The organism is Streptococcus suis (genome assembly GCF_024509555.1).
GTDB classification, from domain to species: domain Bacteria; phylum Bacillota; class Bacilli; order Lactobacillales; family Streptococcaceae; genus Streptococcus; species Streptococcus suis_AD.
On the sequence record NZ_JAMWEL010000007.1, the window covers coordinates 62,966 to 88,201 of the forward strand.

A 25,236-nucleotide genomic window follows, 5' to 3' on the forward strand; every position below is an offset into this window, starting at 1 on the left:
CAAGAAAACGAGCTGCACCTGCAACTCGTTTTTGACTGCCTATTTTTCTAATGGATGGATAATCACACCCTGCACCACACGGTTTACGGTGCCTGTTGGCGATGGTGTATCTGGTAAGTTCTTACACTTGATGGCTGCCATGATAGACACTGTCTGTGCAAAGATGATGTAAGGGAAGGTTAGGAAGACGTCTGGCAGATCTGCTCCACCCTCTGCCAAGACAAAGTTAGCTGCCTCTGTACCTGCTAGCTTGTCAGCTGATAAGGCCACAATCCGCTCTGCTATGCCATCACCATGGACTTCATTGAGCAAGTCCACATCGTACTGGCGTGTGTAAGCATCGTTTGATGCAAAGAGGAAAATCAAGGTCTTTTCGTTGATGAATGATTTTGGTCCATGACGGAAGCCCAGTGGGGACTCGTACATGGTCGCAATCTTACCTGCAGTCAATTCTAAAATCTTGAGCTGTGCTTCGTGGGCTACCCCATAGAAACCACCCGAACCAAGATAAATCACTCGTTCAAAATCTAAATCAACAAGCTCTTGTACATAATCCTCACGGTCCAAGACATCTTGACCCAGACGAGCAATGGTATCGACCCAAGCGGCTTTTTCTTCTTGGCTAGCTGGTGAGAAGACGAGGAGGGCTGTCAGAGACATACAGCTGTATGAACCTGTCATGGCAAATCCCTTATCGTTTGAGCCAGCCGGTTGCAAGAGCAAGAGATTATCCGCATCCCCTTCGGCTGCCAGAGCCAGCTTGCCTTCTGGTGCACAGGTAATGGTCACTTGGTAAAGCTGGTCTACCAATTGCTTGGCAACTTCTACTGCTGCCACACTTTCTGGTGAATTCCCTGAACGGGCAAAGGATACCAAAATAGTTGGCACATCTGCCTGTAAATAGTCATGTGGACGACCGACCAATTCAACCGTACCAATGGCAGAAAAACGGATGTGCTTCAAATCATTGACTTGGTTGAGATAGTTGGCAATGCTTTGACCAACAAAGTCCGAAGTCCCAGCACCCGTAAAAATAACATGAACAAAATCATGCTTGTCCTTGATAGCCTTCAAGAAGCCCTCAATCTTCTCAAGCTGGTCAAGATAGAGTTGATGAGCTTCTTTCCACAAGCCAGGCTGTTGATAAATCTCAGTCGCTGTGATATGGGCCCCCAATTTTTCTAATTCTTCTTTTGCTAAACGGAACATAGCTCCTCCTTGTTTTCTGGTTATAACCAGTTTTTCTTTTATTATACAAGAAAGTGCTTACAAAGTCAAATTAAAATAGATTGATATATAGAATTTAATCTTACTAAAAATGTATCACCCTACTGTATCCAACCAGGACATCTATCTAAATTAAAGAAAAAAACAGAAAAACATGCTATAATACTTCCATATCACTATTTATGGAGGAATATTCCCTTATGATGAACATGCAACAAATGATGAAACAGGCTCAAAAGCTTCAAAAGCAAATGGAGCAGAGCCAGGCTGAATTGGCAGCTACTCAATTTACTGGTAGCTCTGTGCAGGACTTGGTCACTGCTACTTTTACTGGCGATAAAAAGTTGGTTTCTATCGACTTCAAGCCTGAGGTGGTGGATGCTGATGATCTTGAAACCTTGCAGGATATGACTATCCAAGCAGTCAATAATGCTCTTTCAAAAATTGACGATGCCACTCAGAAAAAATTGGGTGCCTTTGCTGGTAAATTACCATTTTAAGACAGAAAAAGACGCGATTGGGCTAGACCCTCGCGTTTTTTGCTTATTCAAAATGATAGAGTAAGGATTGAAATTGTAGGAAAAAGAGGTCGGCATATCTGCGGTGAACCTTAACATCTTCCAACACGGCTTTCAATTCCGTCATATTGTCCGTTATGATACCATCCACCTGCAACATGACCATCTTTGTCATGGTCTCCTCATCATTGGCTGTCCAAGCATAAACAGATTTTCCCTTAATCCATGACTTTAGGATAAAGTTTTGATCCAAGGATGTATATTCCATGGTGTAGCCATCTGCTACTGTCGTGGGATAAATGGAGTTGAAAGGGAGGATGAAGAATGATACCAGCTTTTTACTGTACTCTTTGACTTCAATAATCGTTTTGTAATCCAGAGATTGAATTTGATGCCCCTTGGCTAACAAACGTTGTCCGTATTTTTTCAGGAAGTTCTTGGTCAAGTCTGGGGAATCCTGCTTGGTCACTTTGATTTCCACCAATAATTTTTGCCCTAAGGCATCCGCTCTATCAAGATAAGTATCAAAAGAAGGGACTGGAGCTGTCATGCCATTTTCGGATGCAGTCATGGTGGTCATCTCTGCTAGGCTATAATCATGTGTACCTCCGGGATTTCCCGTCAAAGCCATCAAGTCTGTGTCGTGCATGACCACAAACTGACCGTCCTTGGTTTCCTGAATGTCCATCTCAATGTAGTCCGGCTGGAGCTGAGAGGTTGCTTCCAAAGCCTCAATCGAGTTCTGCACGGCATTTCCATCGTCCACCCCACGATGGGAAATGGTCAGCGGTAGGCTATCAAAGGGATAGTGGAGGGCCAGACTGCCCTGAATACCAAAAACCAGACTAGACACGGCCAAGATGGTCAGTCGGAGGCGGTGACGGAGCCGTTTCCGTCGGTAAGAAGGCAGTTTCTTGCCCGTCACATAACTGATAAAGCCAATCATGAAGAGGGAAACCACACCGTAGTAGAGCAATTTGAGGAGAATATAGCAAAAGACGGCTAGGAGAAATGATAGCTGAGGAGCTATTTTTTCGACTACTAATTGCAGTTCGTAAAGCAAGGTGCCGCCGATTGAGAACAGAAAGACCGGAAGGGTCACCAACCAAAATAATTTACCCATGGAACGGACCTGTTGCCACCCCCTTGTCCTCTCCCATGAATAAGCGATGGATTCTTTGACGCTCCTGTGTTCAAAATAAATCTTGGGCAGGGCGTACATGAAGCGAGCTGCCAACCAAAAGAAGAGTATAAAAGAGAGGAAAATCAAGACTGCCAGCCACAAAGTATTGGAAAAATGGTCAATCAAGAACTGAGGAACCACAATCTTATTAAAATAGTAGATATTTAAAATCCGTCGAAGAAAGGGCAGAAGAATAACTGAATAAAAGAGAAGAAACAGCACCTTAGGCACACTGCTATGTCTGATAATATCCAGCATACTGTCCCTCATATCCCTCACATAATCCGGGAAATGCTTAACCCTCTGGTCTAGGAGCTGCCCTACTCCGGAAAATAGCAGAGCAAGTTCCAAGTAGGCAATGGCTAGATTGACAAGGAATAAAAGTATAAAGAGGCCTGTCACCAAGATGTTTTCAGAGAGAACGGAGAAAACATTTGTCGGAGACAGATAGGCATGACCCGTCATGGCCAACAATCCTTCGGAAACCCAGGAATTTAGCGGTATCCAAACAAACTCCATCACGGAAAAGAGGGTAAAAAAGAGCAGTAAAATCTTATCTAAATTGTAATACACTTTCTGGAATGTTCGTCGTATCTTTTTCATATACCTAGTTTCCCATATTCTACAAGGAATTGCAAGGGTGTCGTAAATATGCTAGACTAGAAAAAAGGGAGGTTCTCATGATCACGATTGCACCTATGAATGAAAGCTATTTACATAGACTTTGGGAGATTGGTTACCGTCAAGCCGCCCCTCGCTGGAAAGAATTTGCGGCCCCCTATTTTGATGACTACCAGGCCTGCACTACTTTTGAAGACTTTCAAGCACTGGAACTCTACCAGTGGTTACAAAAAGAGTGCGTCAGGGCCATCCTAGTAGACCAACAACCTATCGGCTTTGTTTCTTATTACTGGGAATGCAAACCAACACGCTGGTTAGAAATCGGAATAGAAATCCATGATGATAAGGTCTGGGGCAAAGGGTATGGTACCGCAGCCCTTGAACTCTGGATTGATACCATTTTCCAGCAATTTGCAGAATTAGAACACATCGGACTAACCACTTGGTCTGGTAACAAGGGTATGATGCGGACTGCTGAAAAATTAGGCATGACCAAGGAAGCTCAAATCCGAAAAGTCCGCTGAGGCTGGGCAAAAAGCCCAGCGCCACTTCTTAGAGTTCGTGTCAACATCTCAGCGCAGTGGTTGATTGGCAGATTTGTTCGTGTTTTACACTCCAAATCCGACCTAATCAACTGTGCGGGGGTGGGAAGACGAACTCTTTTTAGACCAGTTGAGTTCTTTCCCACTCCCATCACGATTCAGTCAAATATGGAATTCTGAGAGAAGAATGGGTAGAAAATAAGAAAAAATCAAGTTCCTAAGTGGAGCTTGATTTTTTACTTATCTATCTTCCAAACAATCGTGCAAAGAAGCCTTTAGTTTGGACTCCTTCTGCCTGAGCCTTGACTTCTTCCAGCTCTAGCTTGAGGACATCCTTGTCTGCCATTGCTTTGAGGGTCAATTGTTGCTGTTGATCAATCTGCTTGTCCTTTTCAGCAATTTGCACATCCTTGACCTTGAGTTGTTCATCTTTTTCGGCAAGTTGCTTATCCTTGGCTTTTAATTGACTATATAGACGAATAATCTCAGCATTTTTTTCGTCTACTAAAATTTCCATCATCTCACGGTGCTTGACCTCATCGCTAATCGGCTCATCTTCAAAAATCGTTGTTTTATAGATTTTTTCTAGCTCAATCAAGCCCGACCGATTTACAACAGTCACACCCTTGTCATTTTTATCTACAAATTCTTCTGGAAGGGCTTTGACTCGGTTATTCATGGCCTGACGGCTCACACCCAAAATCTCAGCTAATTCGCTGACTGTTTTTTCGATTCCCATACAATCCTCTATCATTTGTTTTTGTTCATAGTAATGTCTATCAGTAAAATAGTACCATAAGACCTAAAAACTGTCAAATCAAGGGAGTTAGAAGTCTTGCTATATCTAGCTTTGGAAACAATTTCCAGCAAAAAAAGACATCCTGAGAATGTCTTTCTACATACTATATTATGCTTGTTTTACGATGTTACTTGCTTGAGGGCCACGTTGACCTTCTGTCACATCAAAAGTCACTTTTTGACCTTCATCCAATGATTTGAAACCATTGGTTTGAATTTCTGAAAAATGTGCAAATACATCTGGTCCATTTTCCTGAGCGATGAAACCGAAGCCCTTCTCAGCGTTGAACCATTTTACTGTTCCTTGTGCCATATCACTACTTCCTTTCTCTAAATTTGTAAAACTAGAAAGGTAAAGCAGGTGAAACACAAACAGAACTCAAAAACTAATTTACTTCCCTACTCTAACAGGAAAGGAGGACAAAGTCAAGGCGGAGCCCTCATTTTGAAAAACTTTCCTGAATTTATGATACAATAAAAGCATGAATACAGTAGATACCATTATTATCGGAGCGGGGCCTGCTGGCATGATGGCTGCTATTTCTTCTAGTTTTTATGGCAAGAAGACCCTGCTCCTTGAAAAAAACAAGCGTTTGGGCAAGAAACTATCTGGCACAGGCGGCGGACGTTGCAATGTGACCAACAACGGTACTTTGGAAGACCTACTGGCTGGCATTCCCGGCAATGGCCGCTTTCTTTACAGCGTCTTTTCCCAGTTTGACAACCACGACATCATGGATTTCTTTCAGGAAAACGGGGTCAAGCTCAAGGTGGAGGACCACGGCCGTGTCTTTCCGACCACCGATCGCTCCCAGACCATTATCAAGTGCCTGGAGATGAAGATGTTGGAAAACGGCGTGGACATCCGTACAGGAACTGAGGTGGTGTCCGTTCGCAAGATTGATGAACTCTTCCATGTCAAGACCAGCGAGGAGACTTTTACAGCACCTCAGCTCATTGTCACCACCGGCGGCAAGACCTATCCTTCCACTGGCTCAACCGGCTTTGGTCACGACATTGCCCGCCACTTCAAGCTGGAAGTCACAGAGATTGAGGCCGCTGAAAGCCCCGTTCTGACCGACTTCCCCCACAAGAAGCTCCAAGGCATTTCCCTGGACGACGTCACCCTGACCTACGGCAAGCACGTCATCACCCACGACCTGCTCTTTACCCACTTTGGCCTGTCGGGTCCCGCTGCCCTTCGTCTGTCTAGTTTTGTCAAAGGCGGCGAAACCGCATTTCTCGATGCTCTGCCGACTCATTCTGAACAGGACTTGTTTGAGCATTTAGAAAAGAACAGAGAAAAATCCGTCAAGAATGCCCTGGCTGAACTCATGCCAGACCGCCTAGCAGACTTCTTCGCTGAGAACTACGACTGCAAGGTCAAACAGGTCTCCCAAAAAGAACTGAGTCAGCTAATCACCCTGCTCAAGGCCCTGCCGATTAAGATAACAGGCAAGATGTCCTTGGCCAAGTCCTTTGTGACCAAGGGTGGCGTTGACCTCAAGGAAATCAATCCAAAAACATTAGAGAGCAAGAAGGTCCCAGGCCTCCACTTTGCAGGTGAGGTCTTGGACATCAACGCCCACACCGGTGGCTTTAACATTACCTACTGTCTGGCAACTGGCTGGGTGGCAGGGAGTTTGCATTATTAGTTTTTACATCAAATTCAAGCAAAAATCTGCTTGAATTTTTTTGTTTTTTATTGTATGATAAAACCATAACAATATAACAAAAAGGAGATTGGCTATGCAACTGAAATTATCTTCTGTTTCCAAGAAATTCGACCATAAACTCATTTTGGAAGATACTTCCTTTACCTTCGAACAAGGCAAGATTTACGGTTTGCTGGGGCGAAATGGTGCTGGTAAGACGACCTTGTTCAACTGTATTGCTCGTAATCTAACCTTAGATAGCGGCTCAATTCAGTTTGTAGAGGGCGAGGAAGTCCTTGACTACGATAATACGGACATCGGATTTACCCAAACCTACCCACAACTGCCTGCCTTTATGACGGCCTATGAGTTTGTTCGTTTCTATATGGATATTCACAAGGATAAGCTCAAATCTCCTCGTAGCCCAGAAGAATGGCTGAACTTAGTCGGTATCGGAGAAGAAGACCAACATCGCCTGCTCAAGGATTTTTCCCACGGTATGCAGAACAAGGTCCAGTTGCTCCTGTCTTTGATTGTCCAGCCTCCTGTTCTTCTCTTGGATGAGCCCCTGACTTCCTTTGACCCTGTGGCTGCTCACGAGTTCAAACAGCTGATTCGGGAGGCTAAAAAGGATTCCGTTATTATCTTTTCCACCCACATTCTACAACTGGCTCAGGACCTCTGCGACGAAATTGTCCTCTTGCATCACCAAGATCTACAGGCTGTTCCGAGTGACAAGCTCCACGATCCTGATTTTGAACAGGAAGTGGTTACCCTCTTGACAGCAGATTAGGAGGGGCTTATGAAAACCATTCTACGTTATTTTTGGTATCAGGAAAAGTACAACCTCTATCGGACCGTCAATGGATTTTTCTACTATCTGCGGAAACTGCCACTTATTGGCAAGAGCATTCCAGAAAGTATTTTCAAGTCTTACAGTTTTAAGTCTGGTCTCTTTTTGGTCCTGCACATCCTGTCTATTCCCAGTCGCTTTCTGGTCAAGGGAATTTGGTTAACCATCTATTCTTGCATTGCTACCTTCTGGATTAAACTCCTATCCAATAATCAGCTGGACTTTTGGCAAATCCCGTCAGATACTTGGCTTCTAGGCTTTTCCATGTGGATGGTCTTTGTTGGCTACACCTATCGGTTTGGCAAGGGATTTGAGCCTTTTATCGCCAAGTCCGAACGGGAATTCATGCAAAATTTTGGACTTTCCCAATCTAGTTTTCTACAGAGTCAACTCTTTGTAGAGCCTATTATCACCAGTCTGGCCTACCTGCCTGCCCTGCTGATTTTTTCTAGCCTATCAGGAAATTGGCTCTATCTGCCTCTAGGATTACTGTCCATTCCAACAGGAGTTTTTTCTGGTCATGCTCTCAATCGAGCACTATTCAACAGAGGTATTTTTGCACGTCGAAACTCTTGGCAATCTTGGATTATCTTGGCTACTGGTCTAGCAGCTATTGCCTGCCTTATCCTTTTCCGCAATCATCTGTCTCCCATCTTTTTACTGCCTGTCCTTGTCTGTCAGGTCTTGCTCATTTGGTTTGGCTATCGTTATTTGAAACAACAGACCAACCATCTGGACTATCTCTACTATTGCATGGACCAGTCCTTGCAGATGGATAAGAAACTTTTTGAGCTGACCAAGGGCAATGAATACACCCGACAAGGGTTGCAGATGCAGGCGAAACTGAGTATGGAAACAGGAAAGGACCTGTCCCACCTATCAGGCATGACCTACTTAAACGCTCTGCTATTTGACCGCTATCGTTCTGTCCTTACGAAAAAACTGCATTTTCGCTTGGGTTGTCTTTTGGCTATTGTCCTTTTTATTGAAGGAATTCGTTGGTTTTCAAAAGATGACATTCAGATAAGCAATACCAACTATATCGAGGGACTGCCTTTTGCTTTCATGGTCATGCATGCCGCCTCCATGGGTAAGGCTGTCGCACAGATGGTCTTTGTTAATTGCGATATTTCCATGCTCCATTATCCATTTTACCGCGAAGCAAAAACCATTATTGCAGGCTTTCATTACCGTTTTCTGCAAACTGTAAAATTAAATGCTGCCTTCTCTGGATCTCTATTATTGGCCCTCGTCATCTTTACTAGAGCGCAGCTACCTATTGAAACCTATCTCCTATCTGCTCTGCTCCTGCTGAGTTTGACAGCTCTCTTTTCCTTCCACGACCTCTTTATCTACTATATTCTCCAACCCTTTACCAAGGACATGGAGGTTGTCAACCCAGTCTATAAATTTCTCAGTGGAGCTCTCTATTGGGTAGCCTATCTCAATATCAAGCTGGATATAGGCAATCACTTGTACATCCTACTCATTTCCTTAGCTATGATTGCCTATGTCAGCATCGGTTACTGGATTTTATTGAAAAAAGCTCCGCAGACCTTTAGATTGAAGGGATAACTATAACTATTTTTATGGAGTATCTAGGTCTAGCCTTTTCAAGAAAGCGCTTTTATGATAAACTATAAGAATACTACATTTATTAAAGGAGAATATTTGTTATGATTATTGGTGTTCCTAAAGAGATAAAAAACAATGAAAATCGTGTCGGAATCACACCAGCAGGTGTCCTTAGCTTTACACAAGCAGGTCACGAAGTTTGGGTAGAAAAAGGAGCAGGTCTTGGATCTGGTTATAGTGATGCAGAATATGAAGCACAAGGTGCCATTCTCAAAAATACTGCCGAAGAAACCTGGGCAGCCGACATGGTGCTCAAGGTTAAAGAACCACTAGAAAGTGAATACACATTCTTTCGCCCAGGCCTGTTACTCTTTACCTATCTCCACCTGGCTCCTGCACCTGAATTGACGCATGCCTTGATAGACGGTGACGTGATTGCCATCGGCTATGAAACGGTTGTTGACCACGGCACCCTTCCTCTCCTAAATCCTATGAGCGAAGTTGCTGGTCGCATGGCGACACAATTAGGCGCCCAATTCCTTACCAAGATTGAAGGTGGTTCAGGTATTCTACTAGGTGGTGTTCCTGGGGTCAAAAAAGGCCATGTAGTTATCATCGGTGGCGGAAATGTCGGTGTCAACGCTGCGCAAATGGCTGTCGGTCTAGGCGCAAAAGTGACGATTTTAGATATCAATCCAAAACGCCTGGCTGAGCTAGACGCGCAATTCGATGGCAAGGTTCAAACTCTCATGTCCAATACACTCAATATTGCTGAAAGTGTAAAAGAGGCCGATCTATTGATTGGGGCAGTTCTTATCCCTGGAGCACGCGCACCAAAATTAGTGACCAAGGAAATGGTTGCGAGTATGAAACCTGGCTCTGTCATCATCGACGTTGCCGTGGACCAGGGTGGTATCATCGAAACAGCCGACCGTGTCACCACACATGACAATCCAACCTATCTAGTAGACGGAGTTGTTCACTATGCAGTTGCCAACATGCCTGGTGCCGTTGCACGTACATCCACTCAGGCACTCACAAATGCCACCCTTCCTTACGCTCTCGAATTAGCCAATAAGGGAGCAGAGCAAGCTATCGCTGACAGCACAGCCCTACGAACAGGTCTAAACATCTATCGTGGCAAGGTTACAAACCAAGCTGTAGCAGCTTCACTTGGACTTACCTATTCAGACATCTAAATCTAGCAAGCATTACAAACACAAATTCTTTTCCAGTTACTATAGTCAAATGAATTAGCTTTCAGACAAGGAACTGAGGGCAGGCAGTACTAGAGTACGGCAAACCGAAAGTGACGATGTATCAAAGTTAATTCAAATGACTATATTTATGCTTAACTCAAGTAATAAACCAGTCTATATAAACCAAAAAATCCTAGTATCGACTAGGATTTTTTTAATTTCTTCACCAAATTCCCAAGATTGCCTGCCAAACCAGTGTCAACACAGTCACTCCCAGCCAGCAAACTAGCCCGACAAAAAGAGCAGCTCTGCCATTTTTCACCAAAGAAAAGACATTTGTTCGCAAACCAATAGCAGCCATAGCCATACAAATGAGAAACTTGGACAGGGTTTTGAGTGGAGTAAAAATGTCCGTTCCCAGTCCAAAGTGACCTGCGATTGTAGTCACCAGACTGGCTAGGATAAAATAGAGGATAAAGGTTGGAAAACTTGCCAAGAGGGACTTCTTGTCTGCCTGAACTCCCTTTCCTCGAGCTTGCCAAATCGCCAAAACCGACGTAATGGGAATAATGGCCAGAGTCCGCGTCAGCTTGACGGTCACAGCTGTGTCCAAGGTCTGACTGCCCAGGCCGTAAAGACTATCCCAAGTAGCCGCTGTTGCAGTCACCGACGAGGTATCATTGACCGCCGTTCCGGCGAAGATCCCAAAGGCCTGACCCGAATCGGTCGAAAACCCAAGCCAAGTTGCCAAAGTCGGAAAAATCAAGGCCGCCAATACATTAAAGAGAAAGATGACCGAGATAGCCTGTGCCACATCCTCATCATCTGCCTGGATAACGGGAGCTGTCGCCGCAATGGCAGAGCCTCCACAGATAGAAGTCCCAACACCAATCAAGGTCGCCATATGAGATGAAATAGGCAACCATTTCCACATCAGAAATGCCAAAAACAAAGCGAAACTGATGGTTGACAGAATAATCGGTAGAGATTGGCGACCGACTGCCAGGACCGCAGATAAGTTCAATCCAAATCCCAAACAAATCACCGCATACTGCAGAATCTTCTTAGAAGTAAAGGTCAAGCCTGGCTGAAACGCATTTTCCCTTGAGATATAAGAGTGCAGGCTCATCCCGATTAGAAGGGCAAAAACAGGCCCACCCACTACTGAAAACCAACTCCCTAAGCACCAGCTTATTCCAGCCAAGACGAGACAAAGTGCCACACCTCTGGCATTTTTCTTAACCATAAGTCCCTCCTAGAAAAGCAAGCGGAGAGCAGCTGTCGTCAAGACACCAATCACTACTGCGAGGAGGATATTTTTGGTCCTCAGGACCACCAAAAAGGTCGGAATGAGGGCCAGACTTTCGACAGGGAGAAGGCTGGGAAGGGATCCCACCTTTTCGTCCATGATGCTGGACAGGGTCAAGGCAAAGATAATGGTGATGGGTAGAAAGCTGAGAAATTTCACCAACTTTGGAGGCAGGGATTTGTTCTGCGTCAGGATAAAAGGCAGGACGCGTGGCAGCCAGGTCACCAGGGCCGCCGCCAGAATAATCAGTAAAATACTAGTTTTTATCATCAATCATCACCCCCACAAAACAGCCCAAAAGCGTCGCCAGAAGCACCGCAACATAGGACGACACCAGTACAGACAAACCGACATAGGCCAGACCCACCGCCAGCAAAATCAAGCCGATCTTTTTCAACGGAATGGTTCGAGCCATGGCCTCCAACTGACCTGAGAAAATGCCGACAAACATAGCCACTAGTGCAAAATCCAAACCAAACTGCTCTGGATTTGGAATCAGCCCACCAATCAGATTACCCAAAATGGTAAAGGTTACCCAAGAAGCGTAGCTCGCAAAGTTGTTACCGTACATCCAGCTTGGTGCAATCTGCTTGTCCTCAATGTGTTTCCGCAAGAGAACCGCATAGGATTCATCCGTTAAAAATGAGCCAATCAAGATGTTGGACCCCAGACTGTTCCCTTGAAAAATGGTCGTCGTATGCAGGCACATGAGAAAATTCCGCAGGTTGACAAAGAAAACCGTCACCGCAATGGACACCCAGGGAGCCCCAGCTAAAATCATGGCACACATGACAAATTGGGCACTCCCTGCATAGACCAAGAGGCTCATCAAAGCCATTTCCACTGCGGAAATGCCGGAATTAACCGATACGACACCGCAGGCTAAACCAATACTAGCATAGCCCAGAGCTGTTGGGATAGCATCCCGCAAGCCTTCACGAAAATCCTCTTTATACATCTTCTCTCCTTTGAATAGCATGTTATACTCAATGAAACTCAAAAGCAGACTAGCTCCAAAGGTTTGGGGAACCTTTGGAGGTTGGAGATAGAGCGAACGTAGTTCGTTTCTACTTAGCTGTTACTATTTTGTTTCAAGGTAACAGGCTGGAAGGCTCCACTGGAGCCTTTCACTCATCAAATCAAGACAACAAGGTCCGATTTTGATTTTCGAAGAGTATTATATCACTCTAGTATAGAGGACCAGCCCCCCTCCGTCAATAGAAAAAGTCGCTTTCGCGACCAATCCTTCTTACAAATTCTCAAAAGCCAGACTTGGCTTGGCATTGAGGTCCCAACCAGCGAAGTTTTCCTTATTATACTCACTGACCGCTGCCAAGGCAATCATGCCCGCATTGTCACCGCAGAGTCGAAGCGGGGGAATGATGACTTCCACATCGGTAATTTCAGCTGCCAACCGCTCTCGCAAGCCCTGATTGGCTGCTACACCACCCGCTACCACCAAGGTCTTGACAGGGTATTGTTCCAAAGCATTCTTGGTCTTGGCCATGAGAATGTCCATAACACAGGCTTGGAAGGAAGCTGACAGGTCCGCATTGGACAAGCTTTCCCCTTTCTGCTGGGCATTGTGGTAGAGATTGATAAAGGCGGACTTCAAACCTGAGAAAGAAAACTCCAGATTATCTTCCTTAATCATAGCCCGTGGGAAGTTATAAATGTCCTGCCCCTCATGTGCCAACTCATCAATCACCCGACCAGCTGGATAGGGCAGACCCATGACCCGCCCCACCTTATCATAGGCTTCACCGACCGCATCATCTCGCGTTTCGCCGACAATCTTGTAGTCACCCGCTTCTGACACATAGACCAACTCCGTGTGCCCACCGCTGACCAAAAGAGCCAAGAGCGGAAACTCCAACTCCTTGACCGCACGCGCCGCCATCAAATGCCCTGCCATGTGGTTGACAGGAATGAGCGGCAGACCGTTAGCCCAGGCAAAAGCCTTAGCAGCTGAAATCCCGACCAGTAAGGCACCAACCAAGCCAGGCCCATAGGTCACAGCCACAGCCGTCAAGTCCTCTGCCGTCACTTCCGCCTCCAACAAGGCCTCCTCGATACAGGCCGTAATCACTTCCACATGGTGACGGCTGGCCACCTCAGGCACCACCCCACCAAACCGCTGGTGGCTGGCAATCTGGCTGGCAATGACGTTGGATAAAAGCTCCGCATCATTTCGCAAAACAGCCACCGAGGTCTCGTCACAGGAGGTCTCAATCGCCAAAATCAATCTATCTTTCATCACGTTCTCTCTTCATTAGCACCGCGTCCTCGACAGGATGGCGGTAGTAGTCTTTTCGTTTTCCTATTTTGGTAAAATGCTGGCGTGTATAGAGGGCCTGAGCTGCGCTATTGGACTCTCTCACTTCGAGGAAGATGTCCCCCTCCCAGTCCATCACAGCAGCCATCAGTTGACTGGCGATTCCCAACCTCTGAAAATCAGTCTTGACAGCAATCTGCAAGATTTCCATCTCATCCAGCACCGTCTGCACAGCCAAAAATCCGACCAATTCCTGACCTTTATAGGCCAGATAGTAGTCCTCATCCTGACTGGTCATACTTGCAGCAATCTGTTCCAAGGTCCAAGGCGATTGCTCATAGACAGACTGCATAACTGCCAAAACAGCCTCCGCCAGATTTTCCTGACCGTCGTAGTGTTTAATCTCTATCATACACGCTTGATATAACTTTCTGAGCCAGCTTGGTTGTCCTTGAGCCAGATTTCTTCTGCCTCTACCCGCTTGAGATAGTTGGGCTCAAAGCTGGTCACATCTACTGCTGGCAAGTCTTGACCGATTACCGCCAATTGATAGGCTGACGGCAGACTGGTCTGGTAATGGGCAGCTGGTAGAGCTTGCTCGATTTGCTCCATAAAGTTTTCTACTTCTCCGACAAAGGTGATATTTTCCTTACCAGCCAGGCTAGAAAGCAAGTCTTCAAAAGACCAGTAGCGGTCTGGCTCGACTGCTCTGCCATTTTCATAAAGACCTGCATAGACGCAGTTACGGCGGGCATCAATGAGAGGCACCACCAGACCCGTCAGGCTAGGAGAAACCAGAGACTGAAGACTAGATAGCCCCACCAAGTCGATCTTGAGGGTGTAGGCCAAGGTCTTGGCGGTCGCTACCGCCACCCGCAAACCCGTGTAGGAGCCAGGCCCCTGAGCGACCACAATCCGATTCAGGTCTTTGGGCGTCCAGCCCACCTGTGCCACCAAAAAATCGACCACAGGCATGAGGCTGATACTATGATTTTTCTTGACAGCCAACAAGGTTTCCGCCTGCAAACGACCGTCCTCCACCAAGGCAACCGACAGGGCCTGATTGGAGCTGTCTAAAGCAAGTATTTTCATCTTTTTCTCTTTCCTTACAATACTACCTTCTATTGTATGCTAACTTGGGGAATTTTTCAAATATAGAAAACCTCCTATGAGTATAGGAGGCAAAAAAATCTCATCAAAAATGAATACTACCGAAATATCCCAGTGTAACAAACAGCATCAACCAGATTGAAAATACAATTTGAAAGAGGGACGTTACGACGACAAATCCTTTTTGTAGCTTGGAAGTAGCCTTAGCAAAGTACCTTGTCGAAAAATAGACTTGAACTCCAACAATAAGGACAACGAACACAATTGAAATTAATTCCATCTAACACCTCACATTTGAGTCGGCAAAATTAACAAGGCAAGAATAACCAGTAACACGTCCGTTACAACGATGTACCGCATATAAGCACCCCGCACCTCACTCTCTTTTCTCGCGGTGAGTATCCCTAGGATTGTCTGGAAAACAAGAAGACCTATCAGAGATAGAGAGAGCACTGTGTAGCTGTTATTTACCAAAGCTTGATGCGTTTCATAACCAGCCAACAATGGAGACTGCTTGCTCTTCACAGACCGTGCACTAAAAAAGTCATCTAGTTGCTTGGTGATTTCTGCATCGGTTTGTCCGACGGAGAGCAAGTGGGCAATTGTCCCCGAAACAAAGGCCGTGCTAAAAGAGGAACCCTCGCTTCGTACAATCCTGTTTTCCATTGACAGCGTTTCTTGAGAGTACGGTGCGTAGTAAGCAATCTCTTCCTGCGGATTCAATAACGTAAAAAATTCATTGTAGGTACCTACGGAGACAACCCCTTCAATCGTCAAAAGAGGGTTTAGGGCCTCTACCTTTTTCAAATCATAAGCTGGGACAACCATATAGCCACCTTGTTGAAGGTAGGCTTCAACCACATCTTCCAATTCTTTACTTGGATTGGTCACCACCATACTCAGATTCACAACATCAACATGATCTTCAATAGCCTGCTGAACAGCTTTGACAAGGTAGTCATTTTTTATCGTCCCGTCATCATCCGTTACCTTGTAGGAAAACAATCTTGCTTCCGGGCTCAATCCCAGCGTTAGCACATGATTATTCTTAGCACCAATGATACTGGCAATCTTTGTCCCGTGACCAATGGTATCAAAGACAGAGGTTGAAGTGGAAAAAACTTGCATATCCTCAACATAAAACTCATCTACCGCTTCTTCCCTTATACCAGAGTCAATGATAGCAACTCTGACCTCCTGAGTCGGCTTTGCTGTCGGATCAATGTTGGGATAATAACGCGATGTTCCCCAACCTGTATGCTGGTGGTTAAGTGGAAAACCCGAAAATTGACCAAGTGGATTGGAAACCAGCCCCTCTCTAAATACCACCGCACAAACCAAGGCAAGAAGACAACTAACAAGCCCAAACAGTCTTAGTATTTTTTGAATCAACCTGCAACTCCTTCTAATTTTATACAAACACATTTATTAATGTCTATGCCAATATGGACTGTGACCAATCCTAGGAGAACAATTTCTATATAAATCCGCTCTACAGTAACGCAAATTGGGATTCTTAATGATAGATTCATAAACACATTGGCTAACAACTGCCATAGCTATGTTACAATCTGAGGTAATAAAATTTTGGTATCCCCAACCATTATTATCTAAACAGTATGGAAGACCACCGCCTGAAAGAATTGCATCTGAATTTTCTGCGGTCTTATCAATATATACCATTGATAACGGTACCTTCATATCAGAATGATTGTAATCCATAGTGGCTTCAATCATACCTTTAATACTCTCCACCTCATCAGGAGTCGCATTCGGAAAAGCCTCATTTGGTAGATCTAAGATTTCTTCAAAACTATATAGAGGCTCCGTCTGTGCTGCAACCTCTATTTGTTGCTCCACAATCAACTGACCTTCAGCCATTTCACTAATAACAACAGCCTCAGAATGGTCTCCGTGACTAGAGTGGTCTCCATGAGACTCAGCAAACACTAAAGAAGCTGGAAAAACCAATGAAAACAGCATAGTAACTGCTAAGAACTTCTTTTTCATAAAACTACTCATATCTTTTTTATAGTACATCTACATTGTATCATCTTCAAAACGAAATAAAGTCCACTTACAAATCTGTAAGTCAATTTTTTAAACTTACAAATATGTAAGTCATTTTAACAAATAAAATGTTGTGCTATACTAAAAAGAAAAAGAGGTGCGTTCTATGAAAAAGAATATATCAATTATTGTACTCGCTTTGTTGCTATCAATTCCAATCGTTATTGACCCATTATCCAATCCTGTCCCCATTCTCCTAACTTCTTATTTTTAAGACTCAAATCTTAAAAAATGAACCCGGATAATCGAAGCTGTCTGATCATCTATCAATTCCTGTATAGATTGAATGTAGGTTTCGATTATCTCTTTTTCTTTGTCTGAACGACCATTTTCGATATAGTCCAATAGCAGACGATAATAGCGAGCCATTATCTTTACAAAGGTATCTTTAAAACTAATCATAGACTCCATTTTATCTAAGTAATAGGAAACTTGAGAGTATATTCCTCTATCAAATAATTCCGAAATCGTATTGAGTAACGTAGATTTTATAAGTTCCTGATGTTTCCTAAGTTTATTAAAAGATTTTTCTTCCTTACATAAGTCATGAGCAAAATACAATAACATCCGATTATTCAACAACATCTGTGCATTCATAAATAGATAAAGCTCAAAACTTGTCCACTCCTCAATAGCGAAGAGATAGTCTGCCAAATATTGCCTATCTTCTTCTTCAACATTATCTATCCCTTCTAAAGCGACTAAAGCGACCTTGATAACAATAGCATTAAGCCGAGAGTAAAGTTCTCCTTCATCTGCTAACAAATCTGATGTTAATAAAGCTTTCAAAGCTTCTTTGTCCTGCTGGTAATACAAATCTGAGATGAGATTGGCCAGCTCGATATGAGGTGCTTCTTTATATCCATGGTATTTGTAAGTAAATTCTTCCATGGTCATGTTAATACCCTCGACAGCCACGATTAACTTATCCGCTGCCAACATGGATTTTCCCGATTCAAAGCGTGACAACTGTGCTGCTGTAAAGTCTCCTCTGACAACATCCTTTTGCTTAACCAAGCGAGAATTTCGGAGTTCCCTGTAAAATTCGCCTAAACTCATTTGTGGTACTGTACCCATGACTCATCCCCTTTCTTGATGCATTAAAATTCCACTTCCATTTATTATAATATCCAAATATATTTTTGTCAATTTTGCTTATTATTCTGCCAAATGACTGTTTGTTTCTGAAAATCATGACACTTTTCCATTTTCCTATCAAACCCTTTTACCATCAGCATATTTTATGGTATAATGAAGAGTAACATTTAGACTGAATAAATTGACAACTCTAGAAAATTGAATAGAAAATACCAAGCAGAATAGCTGTTTGGGGCTTTTTTCATAGTTGCCAGTCAAAAAGAAAGGAACTATACTACACATGATTTATAAAGTATTTTACCAAGAAACAAAAGTCAGCCCACGCCGTGAGCAGACACAAGCCCTCTATGTCGAAGTTGATGCAACTTCTGAATTAGAAGGTCGCATCAAAGTCAAAGAATTGGTTGAAGCAAAATTCCCATCCTACAACGTTGAATTCGTTGACCTACTCTCTGACAAACACCTCGAATACGAAAAAGAGCACGCAGATTTCAAACTTACGGAGTTCTAATTTATGTCATCAGTCAATCTAAAACCTCATGAAGTTGGCGTTTTCGCCATCGGTGGTTTGGGAGAAATCGGGAAAAATACCTACGGTATCGAGTACAAGGATGAAATTCTCATCGTCGATGCGGGTATCAAGTTCCCTGAAGATGACCTATTGGGTATCGACTACGTTATCCCTGACTACTCCTACATCGTTGAAAACCTAGACCGTGTTAAAGGTCTAGTCATTACCCACGGGCACGAAGACCACATCGGTGGTATTCCTTTCTTGCTCAAACAAGCCAATGTCCCAATCTATGCAGGTCCTTTGGCCCTCGCCCTTATTCGTGGAAAACTGGAAGAACACGGACTGCTTCGTGATGCGACTTTGCATGAAATCAACCACAATACTGAGTTGACCTTCAAGCACCTCAAAGTCAGCTTCTTCCGCACTACTCACTCCATTCCAGAGCCACTCGGTATCGTCGTTGATACACCTCAAGGGAAAATCGTCTGTACCGGTGACTTCAAGTTCGACTTCACTCCTGTTGGTGAGCCAGCAGACCTTCACCGCATGGCCGCCCTCGGTGAAGAAGGCGTTCTCTGCCTTCTTTCCGACTCGACAAATGCTGAAGTCCCAACCTTTACCAACTCGGAAAAAGTGGTCGGTCAGTCCATCATGAAACTGATTGAAGGCATTCACGGACGCATCATCTTTGCTTCCTTTGCCTCCAACATCTTCCGTCTGCAACAGGCGGCTGACGCTGCAGTCAAGACAGGACGCAAAATTGCTGTCTTTGGACGTTCTATGGAGAAAGCCATCGTCAATGGTATCGAGCTCGGCTATATCAAAGTGCCAAAAGACACCTTTATCGAACCAAACGAGATCAAAGAATACCCTGCCAGCGAAATTATGATTCTCTGTACAGGTAGCCAGGGTGAGCCAATGGCTGCCCTATCTCGCATCGCCCACGGTACTCACCGCCAGGTTCAACTCCAGCCGGGCGACACGGTTATTTTCTCGTCCAGTCCTATTCCGGGAAATACCACAGGTGTTAACAAGCTCATCAATATCTTGATTGAAGCCGGTGTCGATGTTATTCACGGCAAGATCAACAACATCCATACCTCTGGACACGGTGGTCAGCAAGAACAAAAACTCATGCTCCGCCTAATCAAGCCAAAATACTTCATGCCTGTTCACGGCGAATATCGCATGCAAAAAATCCACGCCAGTCTAGCAGTGGATACAGGTGTACCAAAAGACAACATCTTCATCATGGAAAACGGCGATGTCCTAGCACTGACCAAGGATTCTGCACGACTAGCTGGTAAGTTCAATGCTCAAGACATCTACGTGGACGGAAACCGCATCGGTGAAATCGGTGCAGCTGTCCTCAAAGACCGCCGAGACCTCTCAGAAGACGGAGTTGTTCTAGCTGTCGCAACCGTTGACTTCAAGTCCAAGATGATTCTGGCAGGACCTGACATCCTCAGCCGAGGCTTCATCTATATGCGCGAATCTGGTGACTTGATCCGAGAAAGCCAACGCGTTCTCTTCAACGCTATCCGCATCGCCATGCGCAATAAAGATGCCAATATCCAGACGGTTAACGGAGCCATCGTTAATGCCCTACGACCATTCCTATACGAAAAAACAGAGCGTGAACCAATTATCATTCCAATGATTTTAACGCCTGATCACTAAGAAAGAAGCCTCGGCAACTGCCGAGGCTTCACTTGTTTTCCAATAGGAATACCTTACAACCACTTGATAAAATGATATTTGGAAATTCCTTTTTTCGGCACATCTGTTAGATGAGCATAAATAGAATATCCAGCCTTCAGATAAAAATCCTTAGCCTGATAGGACTTAGTTGACAGTGTGATACTCTTTGCTCCATTTTGTCTAGCTTCATTTTCCAAACGAATCAGCAAACGCCTCCCCAAACCTTGACCTTGCTTGTGTTTGACAACCACCAAAGCCTTTACATGAATCGTTTCCAAGGTCTGCTGGGCCTGCAAGACAGCTACTAATTGACCTGCTTCCTCTTCTACCAAAACAATCTCCTGCTGACTAGGAACAAGGTCTTGCCCTTCTCCAAAAACCGCTCTATACTGTTCATCAAATACAGCTTTTACAAATTCATCCACCCACATCGCCTCCAATTTTTTTAATCTATATAAGGGTAGTCTTTTTCAAGCTCGTGAACAAAGGACCCGTCGGGGTCCTAATTCGCTATCTGGTTTTCAAGCTCTTGAAAAAATGGTCCAAGAGCCATTACTCGCTCTCGAATATCTTGGCTCGTGAACAAAGGACCCATTAGGGTCCCAATTCGCTATCTGGTTTTTAATACATATCCAAATAGTTGTCGATTTCCCATTGGGAAACGTAGGTTGCGTAGCTTGCCCACTCGATTTTCTTAGCTTCTACAAAGTTAGTGTAGATGTGTTCGCCCAGGGCTGCTCGAACGACTTCATCTTTACGAAGTGCCTTCAAAGCATTGTGAAGAGTTGAAGGAAGATCTGTGATACCAGCTTCACGGCGTTCTTCGTCTGACATTGCATAGATGTTGGTTTCAACTGGTGCTGGAGCCTCAATCTTGTTTTCAACACCCTCTAGACCTACTTCTAAAAGCACAGCCATTGCTAAATATGGGTTAGCAGTTGGGTCAACTGAACGCAATTCCAAACGAGTTCCCATCCCACGAGAAGCTGGAACACGAACCAATGGAGAACGGTTTTTACCAGCCCAAGCGATGTAAACAGGAGCTTCAAAACCTGGAACCAAACGCTTGTAGGAGTTTACAGTTGGGTTTGTGATAGCAGTATAGTTGTAAGCATGCTTGATCAAACCACCCAAGAAGTGATAGGCTGTTTCTGACAATTGCATGCCACGAGGATCTTCTGGGTCAAAGAAAGCATTGTTTCCATCCTTGTCAAAGAGTGACATATTACAGTGCATACCTGAACCAGCAATACCATATTTTGGCTTAGCCATAAAGGTTGCATACATGCCGTGTTTGCGGGCAATTGTTTTAACAACCAACTTGAAAAGCTGAATCTTATCACAAGCACTCAAAACATCATCGTATTTAAAGTCGATCTCATGCTGACCAACGGCACACTCATGGTGACTTGCCTCTACTTCAAAGCCCATTTGAGTAAGGACATTCACGATTTCACGGCGTGTATTATCTGCTAAATCTGTTGGAGCTAGGTCAAAATAACCACCTTTGTCGTTCACTTCAAGAGTTGGATTTCCATTTTCATCCATCTTGAAGAGGAAGAATTCTGGCTCTGGACCCAAATTGAATGAAGAAAATCCAAGTTCTTCCATGTGGCGAAGGGCTTTTTTCAAGTTACCACGAGGATCACCTGCAAATGGCTCACCTGAAGTTGAATAAACATCACAAATCAAACCCGCTACTGAACCATTTTCGTCACCCCAAGGAAAGATTGTCCAAGTATTCAAGTCTGGGTAAAGATACATATCTGATTCATTAATACGTACAAACCCTTCGATTGATGAACCATCAAACATGACCTTGTTTGACAATACCTTATCAACCTGCTCATCAGTTGCTGGAATCTCTACGTTTTTCATCACTCCCATAATATCTGTGAACATCAGACGCAGGAAGGTAACGTTTTTCTCTTTAATATCGCGTTTGATATCTGCCACTGTGAATGCCATTAGTTTTCTCCTCTATTTAAAAAGTAATTACGATGAACGGAAAATGGAACTAGGACTTGAAAAGCGTCCTTGTCGACTGAATTCATCATGTAAGATACGACGGACATCTTCGTCCGTCAAGGTTTTCTGTTGTTTTTGAACCTTAGCTTTCGCTTCACGATTTGCATATTCCTTCTTAATCGCAGCTATATTCAAACCTTCAGCTAGAAAATCCTTGATTTCAAGAAGTAAGTCCATATCATTTAGAGAATACAAGCGACGATTCCCTTCATTTCGATCAGGCTTTATCAATCCATGATCTTCATAGTAACGAATCTGACGGGCTGTTAGGTCGGTCAATTTCATAACGCTGCCAATTGGAAAAATGGCCAGGGAACGACGGAACTCTTTTTCTCTCATAATGAACTCCTTTCTGCTCACTATTATAGGGTAAATTCTAGTATTGGTCAATAGTTGATGTCACATTTTATAACATCATTGTTTTTGAAATCGTTTTTTCAGTAGATTCAAATCATAGTTTACAAGTATTGCAATAAAAACGCCAATAAAAGTTTCAAAAACACGAATAAAAACATACTGAATGGTATCACCTGACGGGATTGACAAAGAAATGATCAGCAAGGCTGATACTGCGCCAATAATCCCAGCCTTGTTATTCATAGCCACATTGGTCATAATTGTCAGCATGACAAATATAGGGACAAAAACAGCAGTCACCCAGAACTGATCAGAAAACAACCTATCTATCAAAAAGAATATCATGGCATAAAAACCACCAATAGTATTTCCTAACACGCGAGAAGTCCCAAAATGTACACTCTGATCAAAATCCTCTCGCAAACTAAAGACCGTAGTCAGTGCTGCAATCTGTATTCCTTCCCAGCCCATATAACCAAATAGTAAAATAACTAAAAAAACAGCTAGACCTGATTTAAATGTCCGCATTCCTAAACGAAATTTTTGCGGATCAAACTTATATTTTTCAAACATACTACTATTCTAACATGATTTTATAGAAAATGAACTTATTGCCCCAATAAATGCAAAAAAGAGTTGGGTTCCCAACTCTTTTCGTCGCAAATTTTTACTTGTCAGTAAGAGTTGCACCTAGCCAGTCTTTCAAGGTCATACTTCCCAGAAAGACTAGGCATGGCACTAAAGGCTGGGCAAAAAGCCCAGCGCCACTTCTTAGAGTTCGTGTCAACATCTCAGCGCAGTGGTTGATTGGAGGATTTGTTCGTGTTTTACACTCCAAATCCAACCTAATCAACTGTGCGGGGGTGGGAAGACGAACTCTTTTAAGACCACTCGAGTTCTTTCCCACTCCCGTCGCAAGTCCTGGAAGAACTTTTCACCTTGCTAGACTTTCTAACTCGCTTAGCTTCGTAGAAACTCTACGCGATGCACAAAATGCAACGGAAATCCGTTGCATTTTAGCCTTTACCTAGGCTGATTTTTTCTAACTCACTACGTTCGCAGAAAATCTAGCCTTTGCACTAGAAAAGAGTTGGTCTCCCAACTCTTTTCGTCGTTCATCTTTCATACGCAGTAGCTGAATGGCAGTTCACTTTGCTACGCTTGTGACCAACCTATTCAGCCTTGCGGGGTTCAAATAGTCCAGTGGACTATTTGAAGTTGTCACCCAATAAAAACAAAGTGACACGCTACGGAATCATTTTTGACAGAAGCTTCGCTTCTTCTATTTCCAACCTCAAAATATCTCCCAGATATTTTGAGCTGACTTACCGCCTATTTTTCAGTCAAAGCTGCAAGACCAGGCAATACTTTACCTTCTAACAACTCCATAGATGCACCACCACCAGTTGAGATCCATGAGAACTTGTCTGCACGGCCAAGGTTGATAGCTGCTGCTGCTGAGTCACCACCACCGATGATTGATTTCACGCCTGGTTGTTTCACGATAGCGTCCATTACACCGATTGTACCAGCTTGGAAGTCTGGGTTTTCAAATACACCCATAGGACCGTTCCAAACAACTGTTTTAGCACCAGTCAAGGCTTCATCAAACTTAGCGATTGACTTAGGACCGATGTCAAGACCAAGGAAGCCTTCTGAAACTGCTTCACCTTCTGTATCGCGAACTTCAGTGTATCCAGCAAATGCGTTAGCTTCTTTTGAGTCAACTGGCAAGATCAATTTACCGTTAGCTTTTTCAAGAAGTGCTTTTGCCACATCAAGCTTGTCTTCTTCTACAAGTGAGTTACCGATTTCGATACCTTGAGCTTTGTAGAATGTGTAAGTCATACCACCACCGATAAGAACTTTGTCAGCTTTTTCAAGAAGGTTCTCGATAACACCGATTTTATCAGATACTTTTGAACCACCAAGGATTGCTACGAATGGGCGCTCTGGAGTTTCAACAGCTTCTTGGATGTAAGCAATTTCGTTTTCCAAAAGGAAACCAGCTACTGCTTTTTCTACGTTTGCTGAGATACCAACGTTTGATGCGTGTGCACGGTGTGCAGTACCAAATGCATCGTTAACGAAGATACCATCACCAAGTGAAGCCCAGTATTTACCAAGTTCTTCGTCGTTTTTAGATTCTTTCTTACCATCAACATCTTCGAAACGAGTGTTTTCAACAAGGAGAACTTGTCCATCTTCCAAAGCATTGATAGCTGCTTCCAATTCAGCACCACGAGTAGCGCCAGCGATGAAAGCAACGTCTTGACCCAATTTAGCTGCCAAGTCAGCTGCTACAGGAGCCAATGATTTACCTTCTTTGTCAGCTTCTTCTTTCACACGACCAAGGTGAGAGAAAAGAATTGCACGTCCACCTTGCTCAAGAATATACTTGATAGTTGGAAGAGCAGCTGTAATACGGTTATCGTTTGTGATAACGCCATCTTTCAAAGGCACGTTGAAGTCCACACGGACAAGAACTTTTTTGCCTTTCAATTCTACATCTTTAACAGTCAATTTTGCCATTAGATAAGAACTCCTTAATTTATATTTACCCTACCATTGTACCATATTTTCTGTATTTTTTCTCTCATAAA

General features: G+C 43.9%; 26 protein-coding genes. 8 read left to right on the top strand and 18 right to left on the bottom strand.

Going from position 1 to position 25,236, the window contains the following annotated elements:
* Positions 1–39: 39 nt before the first annotated feature.
* On the bottom strand, positions 40–1,209 hold the full coding sequence (locus NF418_RS04620) for an SIS domain-containing protein (protein WP_256778625.1): 1,170 nt from the start codon (positions 1,207–1,209) through the stop codon (positions 40–42).
* Positions 1,210–1,427: 218 nt separating this feature from the next.
* Here NF418_RS04620 and NF418_RS04625 point away from each other — a divergent pair, with 218 nt between their 5' ends.
* Positions 1,428–1,727 carry a YbaB/EbfC family nucleoid-associated protein gene (locus NF418_RS04625; protein WP_256778626.1) on the top strand — a complete coding sequence of 100 codons (300 nt, stop codon included), beginning with the start codon at positions 1,428–1,430 and terminating at the stop codon, positions 1,725–1,727.
* 43 nt (positions 1,728–1,770) lie between these two features.
* Here NF418_RS04625 and NF418_RS04630 read toward each other — a convergent pair whose 3' ends face one another.
* Positions 1,771–3,531 (bottom strand): glycerophosphoryl diester phosphodiesterase membrane domain-containing protein, encoded by a 1,761-nt coding sequence (locus NF418_RS04630; protein ID WP_256778627.1) that lies wholly within the window; start codon positions 3,529–3,531, stop codon positions 1,771–1,773.
* Between the two features lie 77 nt (positions 3,532–3,608).
* Between NF418_RS04630 and NF418_RS04635 the strand changes: the two genes are divergently transcribed.
* The gene (locus tag NF418_RS04635; protein ID WP_256778628.1) at positions 3,609–4,073 is read left to right on the top strand and encodes a GNAT family N-acetyltransferase; all 465 of its coding nucleotides are present in this window, start codon (positions 3,609–3,611) and stop codon (positions 4,071–4,073) included.
* A gap of 262 nt (positions 4,074–4,335) precedes the next feature.
* Here the strand turns inward: NF418_RS04635 and NF418_RS04640 are convergent, their stop codons facing one another.
* Positions 4,336–4,830, bottom strand: a complete 495-nt coding sequence (locus tag NF418_RS04640) for a DUF536 domain-containing protein (protein ID WP_029998400.1) — start codon at positions 4,828–4,830, stop codon at positions 4,336–4,338.
* 168 nt (positions 4,831–4,998) lie between these two features.
* The gene (locus NF418_RS04645) at positions 4,999–5,202 is read right to left on the bottom strand and encodes a cold shock domain-containing protein (protein WP_172084791.1); all 204 of its coding nucleotides are present in this window, start codon (positions 5,200–5,202) and stop codon (positions 4,999–5,001) included.
* A gap of 169 nt (positions 5,203–5,371) precedes the next feature.
* Here NF418_RS04645 and NF418_RS04650 point away from each other — a divergent pair, with 169 nt between their 5' ends.
* From NF418_RS04650 to ald, 4 genes are all read left to right on the top strand, one after another.
* Positions 5,372–6,544, top strand: a complete 1,173-nt coding sequence (locus NF418_RS04650; RefSeq protein ID WP_256778629.1) for an NAD(P)/FAD-dependent oxidoreductase — start codon at positions 5,372–5,374, stop codon at positions 6,542–6,544.
* Positions 6,545–6,638: 94 nt separating this feature from the next.
* On the top strand, positions 6,639–7,337 hold the full coding sequence (locus NF418_RS04655; RefSeq protein ID WP_256778630.1) for an ABC transporter ATP-binding protein: 699 nt from the start codon (positions 6,639–6,641) through the stop codon (positions 7,335–7,337).
* A 9-nt stretch (positions 7,338–7,346) separates the two neighbouring features.
* Positions 7,347–8,972, top strand: a complete 1,626-nt coding sequence (locus NF418_RS04660) for a hypothetical protein (RefSeq protein ID WP_256778631.1) — start codon at positions 7,347–7,349, stop codon at positions 8,970–8,972.
* Positions 8,973–9,073: 101 nt separating this feature from the next.
* Positions 9,074–10,171, top strand: coding sequence for an alanine dehydrogenase (ald, locus tag NF418_RS04665; protein WP_256778632.1), 1,098 nt, complete (start codon positions 9,074–9,076; stop codon positions 10,169–10,171).
* A 223-nt stretch (positions 10,172–10,394) separates the two neighbouring features.
* On the opposite strand, the gene NF418_RS04670 is transcribed toward ald, so the two are convergent.
* From NF418_RS04670 to NF418_RS04710, 9 genes are all read right to left on the bottom strand, one after another.
* Positions 10,395–11,417 (bottom strand): YeiH family protein, encoded by a 1,023-nt coding sequence (locus NF418_RS04670; protein WP_256778633.1) that lies wholly within the window; start codon positions 11,415–11,417, stop codon positions 10,395–10,397.
* 9 nt (positions 11,418–11,426) lie between these two features.
* The gene (locus NF418_RS04675; protein ID WP_256778634.1) at positions 11,427–11,750 is read right to left on the bottom strand and encodes an AzlD domain-containing protein; all 324 of its coding nucleotides are present in this window, start codon (positions 11,748–11,750) and stop codon (positions 11,427–11,429) included.
* Complete coding sequence (locus tag NF418_RS04680) at positions 11,737–12,438, bottom strand: AzlC family ABC transporter permease (protein ID WP_256778635.1); 702 nt, start codon at positions 12,436–12,438, stop codon at positions 11,737–11,739. The genes NF418_RS04675 and NF418_RS04680 overlap by 14 nt, the downstream gene beginning before the upstream one ends.
* A 291-nt stretch (positions 12,439–12,729) precedes the next feature.
* Entirely contained in the window at positions 12,730–13,737 is a 1,008-nt protein-coding gene (gene tsaD / locus NF418_RS04685; protein WP_256778636.1) for a tRNA (adenosine(37)-N6)-threonylcarbamoyltransferase complex transferase subunit TsaD, read from the bottom strand.
* The gene (gene rimI, locus NF418_RS04690) at positions 13,727–14,167 is read right to left on the bottom strand and encodes a ribosomal protein S18-alanine N-acetyltransferase (RefSeq protein ID WP_256778637.1); all 441 of its coding nucleotides are present in this window, start codon (positions 14,165–14,167) and stop codon (positions 13,727–13,729) included. The genes tsaD and rimI overlap by 11 nt, the downstream gene beginning before the upstream one ends.
* Positions 14,164–14,847 carry a tRNA (adenosine(37)-N6)-threonylcarbamoyltransferase complex dimerization subunit type 1 TsaB gene (gene tsaB / locus NF418_RS04695; RefSeq protein ID WP_256778638.1) on the bottom strand — a complete coding sequence of 228 codons (684 nt, stop codon included), beginning with the start codon at positions 14,845–14,847 and terminating at the stop codon, positions 14,164–14,166. Before tsaB ends, rimI begins: the two co-directional genes overlap by 4 nt.
* A 306-nt stretch (positions 14,848–15,153) precedes the next feature.
* Positions 15,154–16,257: a S8/S53 family peptidase gene (locus NF418_RS04700; protein ID WP_073259261.1), complete on the bottom strand. Its 1,104-nt coding sequence runs from the start codon at positions 16,255–16,257 to the stop codon at positions 15,154–15,156.
* A gap of 36 nt (positions 16,258–16,293) precedes the next feature.
* Positions 16,294–16,875, bottom strand: coding sequence for a hypothetical protein (locus tag NF418_RS04705; RefSeq protein WP_024377814.1), 582 nt, complete (start codon positions 16,873–16,875; stop codon positions 16,294–16,296).
* A gap of 270 nt (positions 16,876–17,145) precedes the next feature.
* Positions 17,146–18,012, bottom strand: coding sequence for an Rgg/GadR/MutR family transcriptional regulator (locus NF418_RS04710; protein WP_024412005.1), 867 nt, complete (start codon positions 18,010–18,012; stop codon positions 17,146–17,148).
* Between the two features lie 301 nt (positions 18,013–18,313).
* Between NF418_RS04710 and NF418_RS04715 the strand changes: the two genes are divergently transcribed.
* Positions 18,314–18,544, top strand: coding sequence for a DNA-dependent RNA polymerase subunit epsilon (locus tag NF418_RS04715; RefSeq protein WP_256778639.1), 231 nt, complete (start codon positions 18,314–18,316; stop codon positions 18,542–18,544).
* Positions 18,545–18,547: 3 nt separating this feature from the next.
* Positions 18,548–20,227, top strand: coding sequence for a ribonuclease J1 (gene rnjA, locus NF418_RS04720; RefSeq protein ID WP_256778640.1), 1,680 nt, complete (start codon positions 18,548–18,550; stop codon positions 20,225–20,227).
* A 53-nt stretch (positions 20,228–20,280) separates the two neighbouring features.
* On the opposite strand, the gene NF418_RS04725 is transcribed toward rnjA, so the two are convergent.
* From NF418_RS04725 to NF418_RS04745, 5 genes are all read right to left on the bottom strand, one after another.
* Positions 20,281–20,673 carry a GNAT family N-acetyltransferase gene (locus NF418_RS04725; protein ID WP_256778641.1) on the bottom strand — a complete coding sequence of 131 codons (393 nt, stop codon included), beginning with the start codon at positions 20,671–20,673 and terminating at the stop codon, positions 20,281–20,283.
* A 196-nt stretch (positions 20,674–20,869) separates the two neighbouring features.
* Positions 20,870–22,216, bottom strand: coding sequence for a type I glutamate--ammonia ligase (glnA, locus tag NF418_RS04730; protein ID WP_256778642.1), 1,347 nt, complete (start codon positions 22,214–22,216; stop codon positions 20,870–20,872).
* Positions 22,217–22,243: 27 nt separating this feature from the next.
* Positions 22,244–22,615: a MerR family transcriptional regulator gene (locus NF418_RS04735; protein WP_029998371.1), complete on the bottom strand. Its 372-nt coding sequence runs from the start codon at positions 22,613–22,615 to the stop codon at positions 22,244–22,246.
* Between the two features lie 75 nt (positions 22,616–22,690).
* Entirely contained in the window at positions 22,691–23,206 is a 516-nt protein-coding gene (locus NF418_RS04740; protein ID WP_256778643.1) for an FUSC family protein, read from the bottom strand.
* 759 nt (positions 23,207–23,965) lie between these two features.
* Positions 23,966–25,165 (bottom strand): phosphoglycerate kinase, encoded by a 1,200-nt coding sequence (locus tag NF418_RS04745; protein WP_014637337.1) that lies wholly within the window; start codon positions 25,163–25,165, stop codon positions 23,966–23,968.
* Positions 25,166–25,236: the final 71 nt, after the last annotated feature.

Excerpts from the sequence above, each read along its gene's own strand:
- NF418_RS04650 (WP_256778629.1), top strand. The coding sequence starts at position 5,372 with ATGAATACAGTAGATACCATTATTATCGGAGCGGGGCCTGCTGGCATG.
- NF418_RS04710 (WP_024412005.1), bottom strand. The coding sequence starts at position 18,012 with ATGGGTACAGTACCACAAATGAGTTTAGGCGAATTTTACAGGGAACTC.
- NF418_RS04630 (WP_256778627.1), bottom strand. The coding sequence starts at position 3,531 with ATGAAAAAGATACGACGAACATTCCAGAAAGTGTATTACAATTTAGAT.
- ald (WP_256778632.1), top strand. The coding sequence starts at position 9,074 with ATGATTATTGGTGTTCCTAAAGAGATAAAAAACAATGAAAATCGTGTC.
- NF418_RS04675 (WP_256778634.1), bottom strand. The coding sequence starts at position 11,750 with ATGATAAAAACTAGTATTTTACTGATTATTCTGGCGGCGGCCCTGGTG.
- NF418_RS04705 (WP_024377814.1), bottom strand. The coding sequence starts at position 16,875 with ATGAAAAAGAAGTTCTTAGCAGTTACTATGCTGTTTTCATTGGTTTTT.
- rnjA (WP_256778640.1), top strand. The coding sequence starts at position 18,548 with ATGTCATCAGTCAATCTAAAACCTCATGAAGTTGGCGTTTTCGCCATC.
- NF418_RS04735 (WP_029998371.1), bottom strand. The coding sequence starts at position 22,615 with ATGAGAGAAAAAGAGTTCCGTCGTTCCCTGGCCATTTTTCCAATTGGC.
- NF418_RS04655 (WP_256778630.1), top strand. The coding sequence starts at position 6,639 with ATGCAACTGAAATTATCTTCTGTTTCCAAGAAATTCGACCATAAACTC.
- rimI (WP_256778637.1), bottom strand. The coding sequence starts at position 14,167 with ATGATAGAGATTAAACACTACGACGGTCAGGAAAATCTGGCGGAGGCT.
- tsaD (WP_256778636.1), bottom strand. The coding sequence starts at position 13,737 with ATGAAAGATAGATTGATTTTGGCGATTGAGACCTCCTGTGACGAGACC.
- NF418_RS04640 (WP_029998400.1), bottom strand. The coding sequence starts at position 4,830 with ATGGGAATCGAAAAAACAGTCAGCGAATTAGCTGAGATTTTGGGTGTG.
- NF418_RS04745 (WP_014637337.1), bottom strand. The coding sequence starts at position 25,165 with ATGGCAAAATTGACTGTTAAAGATGTAGAATTGAAAGGCAAAAAAGTT.
- NF418_RS04715 (WP_256778639.1), top strand. The coding sequence starts at position 18,314 with ATGATTTATAAAGTATTTTACCAAGAAACAAAAGTCAGCCCACGCCGT.
- NF418_RS04670 (WP_256778633.1), bottom strand. The coding sequence starts at position 11,417 with ATGGTTAAGAAAAATGCCAGAGGTGTGGCACTTTGTCTCGTCTTGGCT.
- NF418_RS04660 (WP_256778631.1), top strand. The coding sequence starts at position 7,347 with ATGAAAACCATTCTACGTTATTTTTGGTATCAGGAAAAGTACAACCTC.
- NF418_RS04645 (WP_172084791.1), bottom strand. The coding sequence starts at position 5,202 with ATGGCACAAGGAACAGTAAAATGGTTCAACGCTGAGAAGGGCTTCGGT.
- NF418_RS04620 (WP_256778625.1), bottom strand. The coding sequence starts at position 1,209 with ATGTTCCGTTTAGCAAAAGAAGAATTAGAAAAATTGGGGGCCCATATC.
- NF418_RS04740 (WP_256778643.1), bottom strand. The coding sequence starts at position 23,206 with ATGTTTGAAAAATATAAGTTTGATCCGCAAAAATTTCGTTTAGGAATG.
- NF418_RS04625 (WP_256778626.1), top strand. The coding sequence starts at position 1,428 with ATGATGAACATGCAACAAATGATGAAACAGGCTCAAAAGCTTCAAAAG.
- tsaB (WP_256778638.1), bottom strand. The coding sequence starts at position 14,847 with ATGAAAATACTTGCTTTAGACAGCTCCAATCAGGCCCTGTCGGTTGCC.
- NF418_RS04635 (WP_256778628.1), top strand. The coding sequence starts at position 3,609 with ATGATCACGATTGCACCTATGAATGAAAGCTATTTACATAGACTTTGG.
- glnA (WP_256778642.1), bottom strand. The coding sequence starts at position 22,216 with ATGGCATTCACAGTGGCAGATATCAAACGCGATATTAAAGAGAAAAAC.
- NF418_RS04680 (WP_256778635.1), bottom strand. The coding sequence starts at position 12,438 with ATGTATAAAGAGGATTTTCGTGAAGGCTTGCGGGATGCTATCCCAACA.